At 45.3% G+C, this 9,893-nt stretch carries 7 protein-coding genes; all 7 read right to left on the bottom strand.

Going from position 1 to position 9,893, the window contains the following annotated elements; all coding sequences use genetic code 11:
• Positions 1-115: 115 nt before the first annotated feature.
• On the bottom strand, positions 116-289 hold the full coding sequence (locus BIY37_RS14220; RefSeq protein ID WP_179129208.1) for a site-specific integrase: 174 nt from the start codon (positions 287-289) through the stop codon (positions 116-118).
• A gap of 234 nt (positions 290-523) precedes the next feature.
• Positions 524-2,005, bottom strand: coding sequence for a hypothetical protein (locus BIY37_RS01190; protein ID WP_143299116.1), 1,482 nt, complete (start codon positions 2,003-2,005; stop codon positions 524-526).
• 295 nt (positions 2,006-2,300) lie between these two features.
• Complete coding sequence (locus tag BIY37_RS13305) at positions 2,301-3,797, bottom strand: hypothetical protein (RefSeq protein WP_070066018.1); 1,497 nt, start codon at positions 3,795-3,797, stop codon at positions 2,301-2,303.
• 340 nt (positions 3,798-4,137) lie between these two features.
• Positions 4,138-4,515, bottom strand: a complete 378-nt coding sequence (locus tag BIY37_RS13300) for a hypothetical protein (RefSeq protein WP_070066017.1) — start codon at positions 4,513-4,515, stop codon at positions 4,138-4,140.
• Positions 4,516-4,800: 285 nt separating this feature from the next.
• Positions 4,801-6,378, bottom strand: a complete 1,578-nt coding sequence (locus BIY37_RS01175) for a TolC family protein (RefSeq protein ID WP_179129206.1) — start codon at positions 6,376-6,378, stop codon at positions 4,801-4,803.
• A gap of 142 nt (positions 6,379-6,520) precedes the next feature.
• A complete protein-coding gene (gene folE, locus BIY37_RS01170) occupies positions 6,521-7,084 on the bottom strand; it encodes a GTP cyclohydrolase I FolE (protein WP_070066015.1) in 564 nt (187 codons plus the stop codon).
• Positions 7,085-7,249: 165 nt separating this feature from the next.
• A complete protein-coding gene (mutS, locus tag BIY37_RS01165) occupies positions 7,250-9,868 on the bottom strand; it encodes a DNA mismatch repair protein MutS (RefSeq protein WP_070066014.1) in 2,619 nt (872 codons plus the stop codon).
• Positions 9,869-9,893 lie beyond the last annotated feature (25 nt).

The following is a 9,893-nucleotide window of genomic DNA, read 5'->3' as shown; positions in this document are numbered from 1 at the left end:
CGATTCATGCCTAAAAATAACCTTTTTTCAGCTCGAATTGCGAAAGTCGGGTTATCTGGTGGCATGGCAGGCAGAAGAACCGGGATGGAGTATACTGCACTGCCGTTCTGCATTCTTAGCGCCAAAATATCCGGAGACAAAGACAAAAATTACTTTTTAGCCGAACGTTGCTATAGTCTGATATATTTTTCGATATCAGAAAGGCGGTGAATATCTGAAGGTCGCGGTTGTAACTGACGATACTGTTTCTGGACAAATCGCATTTAACAAGGAGGTAGTTTACAAACATTTCTATAAAATCCCCTAGGGCATTTGCTTCCATTGTACAAGAAGTAAAATGCAAATATCTACGAAAAAAATTATTCCTTTCTTTTTCATGTAGAAAGATTCAGGTTGATTTTTCGTATTTATCTAAAAATTAAAAAGAAAAGGGGATGCCATGTCTCCCAACATAACATCCCCTTTCCGAAAACTTTTACAACAATAAGACCTGTTCCCGAACAAGAACGGTCAGAAATGTTTTTTAGCCCGATACTTTTTTTACCTTTACCGTTACATCGCCTACCAGATTTTTATGTTTGAATCGTACTACCGCAGTGCCCGTCTTATTTGTGGCAGTAATGGTAAACGTTGCCTGACCATCTTCGTTAGTAGAAACCTCTGCCGGTGAAACAGACACGCATTTTTTACCACTCATTACCTTAGCCTTCACTGGTTGATTTACCGACGGGAAACCATCTTTGCAGGTTAAGGTTACGGTTTTTCCCGCATCTTCTCCCTGCGAAAGCTTCAGAGATTTTGGTTTTACGTTAAGTTTTTTTACTTTACAAGGCGGTGGGGGCGGTGCTTCGTAGGCTTCGAAATTGGATGCGTATTTGAGGGTGTGGTCGGTATCATCGTGACAGCAGATATGCACATCTCCTGACAATCCAACAGAAATGGAGCTATTAATGCCTACTTTGTTATCAGAGTCCACCGCTTCGAATGTCCAGGTACCGGAGATATTCGTAGCACACTTTAGGTCGCCATGGGTAACATCATAATAACTGATGTACGATGCACCCGATGTACCCATAGCAATGGAGGTATACTGACCTACATCGCCGTCACTATCCAATGTCTCGGTTGTCCAGGTACCGGAGACGTTTGTGGCATACTTGAGATCGCCATGGGTAACATCATAGTAGCTAATATACAATGCACCCGATGTACCCATGGCGATCGAGGTATACTGGCCTACATCGCCGTCACTATCCAATGTCTCGGTTGTCCAGGCACCGGAGACGTTTGTGGCACACTTGAGGTTGCCATTGGTAACGTCATAATAACTGATATGCGATGCGCCCGATGTACCCACAACGATGGAGGCATACTGGCCTACATTACCGGCTGTGTCTACATCAGTAGTAATCTCCCATGAACCGGAGACGTTCGTAGCGTACCTGAGATCACCTGCGGTATCGTAATAATAACTGATGTAGGCAGCACCGCTTGTCCCCACCTTTATTCCGGAAAACCTGCCGACTTTGTTGTGGCTGTTCACCAAAGTGTATTTCCAGGTACCGGAGACATTTGTCGCGTATTTGAGATCTTCATTGGTAAAGTCGTAATAACTGATATACGATGCGCCCGATGTACCCACATCTATAGAGGTGTATCTGCCTACATTTCCGTTACTATCCAATGTGATGGTCGTCCATGTGCCGGAAACGTTTGTGGTGTACTTAAGGGTACCATATGCGTCGTCATAATGACTGATATAGGAAGCACCGGATGTTCCCGTTGTTATGGCCGCAAACTCACCCGGATCACCATTGCTGTCAAGGGTGAGAATATCCCACGCACCGGCTTGGGATATCATAACAATGAGACTAAAAAATATCGCACATATCATAGCGCAGCAAAACCGTATCCCAATCTCCCCGGTCGATGGGGTCGAAGGGAGATGTGAAAAAAGAAGGTTTTTGCGCCGTAATACTGCGACTCCTAGCCGCTTCTTTTGCATATGTTTATTCTCCATTTTAGAATACAATAATGTAACTGATGCTTCCGTTCAAATATTTATTAATTCATATCGCATCCATGGTCGCCCAATTTTAAAAAACGGCGAGAACTTGTCCAAACTATCGATGAATTTGAGATGTATGCAAGAACAGATCAGCACATTGAGACAGCAATAAAGGTATCTTTAATAAATTAAAAAGAAAGGGATGTCATGCCTTTCAACATGACATCCCCTTTTTGAAAACTTTTACAACAATTTGACTTATTCCCAAGCAAAGAACGGTCAGAAATATTTTTTATTCTGTTGCTTTTTTTACCTTTACCGTTACGTCGCCTACCAGATTTTTATGTTTGAATCGTACTACTGCAGTGCCCTTCTTTTCTGTAGCAGTAATGGTAAACGTTGCCTGACCATCTTCGTCAGTGTAAGCCTCTGCCGGTGAAACAGTCACGAATTTTTTACCACTCACGATCTTAGCCTTCACTGGTTGATTTACCGACGGGAAACCATCTTTGCAGGTTAAGATTACGGTTTTTTCTGTGTCTTCTCCCTGCGAAAGCTTCAGAGATTTTGGTTTTACGTTAAGTTTTTTCGCATTACAAGGCACCGGAGTTGGCGATGGCGTTGGTGTCGGCGTGCCTGGCGTTGGTGTAGCAGTCGACGTTGGTGTTGGCGTCGGTGTGCCTGGCGTTGGTGTAGCAGTTGGCGTTGGTGTTGGTGGTACACCGGTCTCGGATTTAAATGCGTATTTGAGATTTTTATTGGTATCATCGTAATAACTGATATTCACATCTCCCGACAATCCAACAGAAATGGAGCTAAACTGTCCAACATCGTCGTCACTATCCACTGTCTCGGTCGTCCAGGTACCGGAGGCGTTTGTGGCATACCTGAGGTCTTTGTTGTCAAAATCATAATAACTGATATACAATGCGCCCGATGTGCCCACAGCGATGGAGGTATACTGGCCTACATTGCCGGTGCTGTCCACCGTTCCAGTTGTCCAAGTACCAGCGATGTTTGTAGCGAGTTTTAGATTTCCATTTGTCTCGTCGTAATAACTAATATACAATGCGCCCGACGTACCCATAGCTATGGAGGTATACTGGCCTACTTTTCCAGTACTGTCTAATGTCTCAGTTGTCCAAGTACCGGTGGCGTCTGTGGCATACTTGAGGTCGGTATTGGTGTCGTCATAATAACTGATATACGATGCGCCCGATGTACCCACAACTATAGAGGTATACTGGCCTACCGAGCCGGCTGTATCCACGTTAGTAGTAACCACCCATAAACCGGAGACGTTCGTGGCGTATCTAAGGTCGAAGGCGGTATCGTAATAAAAACTGATATAGGCAGCGCCGCTCGTCCCTACCTTTATTCCGGAAAACCTGCCGACTTGGTTATTACTGTTTACAATAGCGTATGTCCAGGTACCGGAGACATTTGTTGCATATTTGAGGTCTTCACTGGTAACATCGTAGTAACTGATATACAATGCCCCCGATGTACCCACATCTATAGAGGTAAACCGCCCGACATTACCGGTGTTATCCAGGGTTTGGGTCGTCCAAGTACCGGAGATGTTTGTAGCGTATTTGAGGTCTTCGTTTGTGTTGTCATAATAACTGATATAAGAGGCGCCGGACGTTCCTGTTGTTATGGCCCCAAACTGACCCACATCGCCCGTTTCGTCAAGCGTGAGAATATTCCAAGCGCTGGCTTGGGATATCATGACAGCAAGACTAAAAAATATGGCACATATCATAACCCCCATCTGTTTCTTCCGCATATACTTCTTCTCCTTTCTAAAAATAACCATGTAAATAATAGCTGATAGCCTGAGATATTCGTAGCATTTAGCTTTTTTGAAAGACGGGAACAAAGCGTTTACCCATTCGATTATTGAGTATATTTACGACGATTGTCACATATGCTTCTTTTCTATACGATACGTAAACGTCCTTGTTATTTCCCGGGAATTTTTGAAAAATCAAATCGCCACATTAATTCTTACCTCGACGGTATAAGAATTTTCATTTTATTTAAGCGGGTTACCGGGTGGCATGGACAAACAAGTTTGTCCATGCCACCCGGTAACCGAAGACATAACTTGTAGTTGTCTCTTAAATTTAGTGTAGAGACAATGAAACAGGCGCATTATATGAAAATTCATGATGTTGTGCAACATAAATTTTGCAAATGATTTTAGTGTAGTAAAAATCGGCAGGAAACTTCAATCCCTGACGGCTTGCGGAGTTATCTGGTGGCATGGCAGGCAAAAAGAACCGGGGTGGAGATATACTGCCCTGCCGTTCTGCATTCTTAACGCCAAAACTCCGGAGACAAAGACAAAAATTACTTTTTAGCCGAATGCTACGTCCGGCGACATTCCTTCCCACACCAGCCCTTCTTCCTGACAGAGAAACTTCTCCGGTAACTTTAAGGTCAACTGCCGGCGCCGCACATCGGACTTCATCGTTCTGTCGTAACGTAACGGAAATACCCATACTCTGGTATAGGAAACAATCCCCGCTCCTTACGTACCACCTCCCGGGCACTCTGTTATGAAAAATAACTTCTTCGCCTGCTCGACCCATTCAACCGGCGTCAAGCTAGGCAAAAAAGGTAAACCCCGTCCTCTTCTATCCATTAAACCAGGAATCAATGACGGGAAAAGACTATGGGATGTGGCAGAACAAAGAAAACTGCGCCGTATGCGGGGAGTGAAAGAGATAGAAACACAAAGACCAAAAGGATTTTTTTCTGTAAAAAACAGGGCTATATTCGGCGGGTCACGTTGCCGTCTCTTCTTCCAGCTTGATATCATAGACATCGAGGATCGTACCTTTTGCCCTCTCCAAATTTCCTAATGAGATTTCGTAATCAATAATCGCCCTTGTCTCTTCAAACTCCGCAAGGGCAAGATTCTCCTGTGCGCGCAGGATTTCCAAACTCGTGGATCTGCCCACACTGAATTTGTTTTCCTCATTTTCCAATCTTTTTATTGCCAGTTCTCTCGCTTTTCTTGTGGCTTTGACCCTTTCTATGTTTGTCATTACCTGCCGAACAGCCTCTCTTACCTCTACTACAACATCAAGCTCCTTCTTTTTGAAGTTTATCGTGGCCTGCCGCTCATTGAGCTTGGATTTATTATATTCAGACCTCGCCGGCCGATTCCCGATAGGAATGGAGAAGGTAAGCCCAAGAAATTCTCCCTGGTATGACTCTGAAAAAACAAGGTCATTGGCATTTGACACTTCTTTACCGATACCCGTGTAACGAATACCACCGGTAAAATCCAACTGTGGATACAATTCGTTTTTTCGTCTCCTGGTTTGCATACCAGCATTTTCCGTCGCCAGTTGTAGTTCTGTCAATTCAGGGCGGTTTTCCATGGCTGTTTTAATCGTATCCTTCAATTCCACTTTTTTCGGCTCGAATATAGGCTTATCGGTGGGGACGATTGTGGCATCGGAGATAATCTCATTGTCTGCGAAGTTTATAATCCTTTTGAGTTCGTCCTCCTGATCCTTAATTGCATTTTCTGCGGAAATTACGAACTCAACCCTCGATGCTACGCCGGATTCGGCATCGATAACGTCAACGGGCGCAAGGGTGCCAACCTCCACCTGCGTCCTGTTCTTCCTCAACAAGTCTTCTGCACGTTCCAAGGATTTTTTTGCTACCTTTAAATTCTCCGTGGCCCTTATATAATTCCAGTACGATTCCTGAACAGTGCCTGACACGGTTATTGCCCTGCTTTTGAATTGGGCCAGAGAAATCTTTTTGTTGTTTCTGGCTATATAAATGAGACTCCTGTTATAGAACCAGCCGCCTCCTTTCAGCAAAGGCTGCGTAAGCCCTGCCTCGATATAATTTGTATATACCGGATTTAGTAATTGAAAGGGACTGGGATCATAGAAACTTCTGGCTACATTGTAACTTAGGTACAAGGTTGCGCCGGTAGGAACGAGGGACTGTAACACGGCTGAGCCAGAATTCTGATCCATAACATACGGGCGGATAGCGGTTGCTGTAGAACTGCCAAGCTGCAATAGATTGGTGCTGGGTGTTTCATTATTTTGGATATTCCCTGTTACTTTGAAAACAGGGTCAAACCTTGATTTTTCCTTCGTAATATCATAATCGCTTATTTTTGAATTTAACTTCGACACCTCAATATCGAAATTATTACGCAAAGCGTAAACAATGCTTTCCTTCAAACTCAGGCTAACAAATTTCAGATTTGAGTCTATTTCGATGCCCGCCGACTGCTTTGCGGACAACTCTTCGCTGCCAGAGGAGGGTTTCCCGCTGCCCAGAGTAACCACTACCGTCATAAGGAACAGGATGATTTTTCTTTCAAACATTCCTGTCATCTTGGTAAATTTTTTCATAATTATCATGATAAAAAAGGGTCCCGATAACTGATTGAATATTACCGGTTTTCCGGTTGTACCCGTACGTAGGGGAAAGAACAACCTTGTTGTTTTACATACTTTTGCGCAGTGATCAATGCCCTTTGATTAACATCAATGCCTCTGCGCGGGTAGCGGGATTTTCACGAAATATACCACGCACAACAGAGGTTTTAACCCTGGCGCCTGGTTTTTTGATGCCTCGCATCGTCATGCAGAGATGCTCGGCTTCGATGATGACAAGTACTCCTTTGGGGTGTAACGCCTTCATGATGGATTCTGCAATATCCGTGGTAAGCCGTTCCTGGACTTGCGGGCGCTTTGCCTCTATTTCCACAACCCTTGCCAGCTTACTAATCCCCGTCACCCGATTCCCTTGCGGAATATATGCCACATGGGCTACACCGCTGAATGGGAGTAGATGATGCTCGCACATGGAATAAAAGGGAATGTCTTTTATGAGTACGATCTCATCATACTTTTCTGATTTCAACACCTTGATTTCTGTGTGTGAGTCCCGTCCAATCCCCGCAAAAATTTCTTCACACATGTCGGCAACCCTTTCCGGAGTCTCTATAAGACCTTCCCGGTTCGGATCGTCTCCTATACCTTCAAGAAACAGGCGAATAGCCTCAGCAATCTTTTTTTTATCTACCAAACGAAAACTCCTTATCATCATAACCGCGTAACAATTTCAACGCACCTGACCGCGCAAAGCCAACAATAAAAATATGCTAAACATTTTAAAAACTAAAGTCAACGGCAAATAAAAAAAGCACTCCGACAGGAAACACGGCAGTAGCAAACAGTGCCGGCGGGTGCATTATGTTTCTTCACGTTCCAATTTTTTCTTTAATTCATCGAGTTTGTTGAGGGCATCAAGGGGTGACATGATGGAAATATCAAGCTTCCTGATCTCTTCTAGTATTTTATCTTGTAGGGACACAAAGAGCTTTAATTGTGTCGGTTGTTTTTTGTCTTGAATGGTTTTCAGCGGCGCAAATTTAGGCTTTCCGTTGACATCCAGCGTTGCCGCTTCAAGGTTGTTGAGTATTGTGCGGGCTCGCTGGATAATTTCCTTCGGGATTCCCGCAAGTCGCGCAACGTGAATTCCGTAGCTTTTGTCCGTGCCGCCTTCCACAATTTTTCGCAGAAAAACAATCTCTTCTCCCCATTCCCTGACCGCAATGTTAAAATTTTTAATTCCCGGAAAGAGCAGCGCCAGTTCGGTCAGTTCGTGATAGTGGGTAGCAAAAAGCGTCCTGGCGCGGATGTGCTGGTAGAGGTATTCCGTAATCGCCCATGCGATGCTGACGCCGTCAAAGGTACTCGTGCCTCGTCCCACTTCATCCAGGATGATCAAACTACGCTCTGTGGCGTTATTAAGAATATTTGCCGTCTCATTCATTTCCACCATAAAGGTGCTCTGCCCTCTTGAAAGCTCATCCGATGCGCCCACCCGGGTGAAGATCCTGTCGACCGTTCCGATGACCGCTTCTTTTGCGGGGATAAAACTCCCTATCTGCGCCATCAGCACAAGGAGCGCTATCTGACGAATGTAGGTGCTTTTCCCGGCCATATTCGGGCCTGTAATTACCATGATGGTGTCCCGGATTCCATCCAGATGAATATCATTGGGGACAAAGCTTTCTACTCCCAGTCTGCGATCCAGCACGGGGTGGCGTCCGTCCGTGATTTTTAATTCCAGATCGTCGGTAATCTCCGGCATGACATACCGGTTTTCCGCGGCAAGATTCGCAAGTGTTGATAACGCATCGATGACTGCAATTGACTCAGACGTCTTTTGAAGCCGCGCTGTGAAGGTGCTGACCTGTTCACGAATCTGAAAGAAGAGATCGTACTCCAGGTCCCTTGCACGCTCATCCGCTGTGAGCACCCTGGTTTCATACTCCTTGAGTTCCGGAGTAATGAAACGTTCGGCATTCTTAATGGTCTGCTTTCGGATATAGTCCTGCGGAATACTATCCTTGTGCACATTGGTGATCTCGATATAATACCCAAATACCTTGTTATACCCTACTTTGAGGGAATTAATTCCCGTCCTGGCGATCTCTTCCGCCTGAAAATTGGCAATCCAGTTCTTTCCGTTTTTGCTGAGATATCTCAGTTCATCAAGGGAAGCATCATAGCCCTCTCTGATAAGCCCCCCTTCTTTAATCGTCGACGGAGGGTCGGAGACAATCGAGGTGCCAATCAGGATTCTCACTTCTTCAAGGACGTCCATCTGTTGTTCCAGGAAAATCAAAATGTCAGCAATACAAAACGCTAATTTTTCTTTTAGCGCAGGAAGTTTTGAGAGGGATTGCTTCAGACTGATTAAATCACGGGCATTGGCGCGGCCACAACTTATCTTCGTGGAAATCCGTTCAATATCGTAGATGTTGCTTAACATATCACGGATCTCCCGCCGTAGGGCAGCATTTTCAAATAACTCCCTTACGCCAAGCTGCCGGTATTTGATATCCGCGGATACCCGCAGGGGGCTGATGACCCAATCCCTGAGCAACCGCCCTCCCATAGGAGTCCTTGTCTGGTCGATCACGCCCAGCAAAGAGCCCTCACGGTCACCGTTCCTGATGGTTTGTGTCAGCTCCAGGCTTTGCTGCGTTGCCCTGTCCATGAGCAGCCGATTGTTTATTTGATATGGGCGAATTTTGATGATATGACTGAGTGACGTCTTTTGTGTCTCCTTTAGATAGTGGATCACCGCGCCGGCAGCGCCCAGGGCTGGGCCAATCGTTTCACAGCCAAATCCCTCCAGGGATGTGGTTCCAAAGTGTTCCGTCAGGGTCCTATAAGCGGTGTCCTCGGAAAACTCCCAATCAGGCCTGGAGGTAATCATCGTCTTCCCTTCTGCCCGAAGTTTTTCCATAAAGACTGTATTATTTCTTACCGTTTCCTCCGGCAATAAGACCTCCGATGGATTCAGTCGTGCAAATTCGTCAAAAAGCCTTTCCTGCAGAATATCTTCAACTTCAAATTGTCCGGTAGACAGATCGATCCAGGACAATCCTACCGGATTGCTGGTATTTAAGATTGCCATAAGGTAGTTATTGCTTTTGTCCTCTAACAGGGTATCCTCGGTTACCGTTCCGGGCGTAATAATCCTGGTAACGCCGCGATCAACAATTCCTTTTGCTTCATCAGGATCTTGCAGCTGATCGCAGATAGCCACCTTCAGTCCGGCTTTAATCAGTCTCCGGATATATGTTTCAGCCGCATGGTGTGGCACACCTGCCATGGGGACCGCGCTCTCACCCTTAGACCGGGCGGTAAGGGTAATCCCCAGCACCTTTGAGGCGAGTTTTGCATCCTCAAAAAACAATTCGTAAAAATCACCCATCCGGAAAAAAAGCAAAGAGTCCTTATGTTGTCGCTTTATTTCGTTGTATTGCCGCATCATGGGCGTCTCAGTGATCATGGGAAAATAACCTCGGGGCTTATTC

Source organism: Candidatus Brocadia sapporoensis, from assembly GCF_001753675.2.
In the GTDB taxonomy this organism is placed as follows: Bacteria; Planctomycetota; Brocadiia; order Brocadiales; family Brocadiaceae; genus Brocadia; species Brocadia sapporoensis.
This window is presented reverse-complemented; position numbering and strand designations above follow the sequence as displayed.

What these genes read in the sequence shown, in the direction of transcription:
- BIY37_RS01175 (WP_179129206.1), bottom strand. Translation starts at nt 6,378, where the DNA reads ATGTTTGAAAGAAAAATCATCCTGTTCCTTATGACGGTAGTGGTTACT.
- BIY37_RS13300 (WP_070066017.1), bottom strand. Translation starts at nt 4,515, where the DNA reads ATGGGTATTTCCGTTACGTTACGACAGAACGATGAAGTCCGATGTGCG.
- BIY37_RS14220 (WP_179129208.1), bottom strand. Translation starts at nt 289, where the DNA reads ATGTTTGTAAACTACCTCCTTGTTAAATGCGATTTGTCCAGAAACAGT.
- mutS (WP_070066014.1), bottom strand. Translation starts at nt 9,868, where the DNA reads ATGATCACTGAGACGCCCATGATGCGGCAATACAACGAAATAAAGCGA.
- BIY37_RS13305 (WP_070066018.1), bottom strand. Translation starts at nt 3,797, where the DNA reads ATGCGGAAGAAACAGATGGGGGTTATGATATGTGCCATATTTTTTAGT.
- BIY37_RS01190 (WP_143299116.1), bottom strand. Translation starts at nt 2,005, where the DNA reads ATGCAAAAGAAGCGGCTAGGAGTCGCAGTATTACGGCGCAAAAACCTT.